The 1,204-nt window shown below is 68.6% G+C and carries 1 protein-coding gene; it reads right to left on the bottom strand.

What is annotated here, in order from left to right:
- On the bottom strand, window positions 1-863 hold an 863-nt coding region (locus ABT297_RS43070), incomplete at its 3' end, for an IS4 family transposase (protein ID WP_350560018.1).
- Window positions 864-1,204 lie beyond the last annotated feature (341 nt).

Here is a 1,204-nt window from a genome sequence, read left to right as displayed (position 1 = left end):
ACGGTGTACTCGACCACCCGCACGAGGCGGGCCAGGTTCGCGGGAACATGATGGCCGGTGCTGGCCTGCTCGGCCAGCCGGGCCCGCCGCTGGGCACTGAGGCCGGGAGCGTAGATCAGCGCCTGGTAGGAGCCGTCGGGCAGCCAGCGCAGGTGGCCGACCGATACCGACGCGCCGATCCGCCAGGCCAGGTCGGCGCCGGTGGCGGCGAACGCCTGGAACAGTTCGTAGGAGTACAGGCCGGCGTCGGCCATGATCAGCATGTCCGGGCCGACCGCGCCGGCAAGGCCGGCGGCCAGGGTGCGTTCCCCGGTCCGGCAGCCGCCCAGCACCGCGCCGACGATGGCGTGGCTGCCGCACTCCGCGAGGGCGGCGACGTGCAGTTTCGGATACGCCGACGCTTTCGGCCCGGACCTCATCCGGCCGAACCGTTCCACATTCTGCGGGGTGTCGGCCACGTCGAAGCTGGTCGCGTCGATCGCCATCAACCGGCGGCGGCCGAGCCAGGCACCTTTCGTGCCCGCCGTGGCCAGGGGCACCGCGGCCCGCTCGAACAACGCCCGCACTGGCTCGACACCGAGTCGTTGCCGGGCCTGGGTGATCGCCGACTTGGTCGGGACCTGCCAATCGTCATCCCAAGAGCCGAGTTTGCGCAGGTTACCCACCAGTCGGCGCATCACCTCGTCATACGACTCGGCGAAGAACAACCCCATCGCGATCACATACCGGACCATCACATGCGCCGGCAGCCGCCGGGACCGCTGCTCCCGCCGCTGTGTGCGGTTGAGGACCTCCTCGAGGAGGTCACGACTGAACCGGGCCGACACCACACCCAACCCGACATGGTCGGTCAACCGACCCACGGCCGTTCCTCCGCCATCGATGACGTCACGGCCAGCCACCGTACCGGCCTCCACAATCGACGTCAGCTCACCACGCTGACCTCGGCAGAGGCCTTATCTGAACGGCATTGGATCTTGTGGCGAGAGCTCATCTATCGAGGGCTTCGCCCAGCTTCCAGCACTGTCCGACGTAGACGGTATGCCCGTGGCGGTCACATCCCGGCGGCATGCTCGCTGCGATCACGTCATTCGGGAGTCTGCACCGGTGGTCCATGGGGACGGTGGTTGCTTGTTCCTGCCGTGCGGAGTATTCGGCGGAAATGCCGCTCGGCCGTGCGCGGCATTGTCGAACGACGGCCGCG

It is taken from the genome of Dactylosporangium sp. NPDC000555 (assembly GCF_040300025.1).
Lineage (GTDB): Bacteria > Actinomycetota > Actinomycetes > Mycobacteriales > Micromonosporaceae > Dactylosporangium.
Note: the sequence above shows the minus strand (reverse complement) of the source record. Positions and strands in the feature narration are given on the sequence as shown.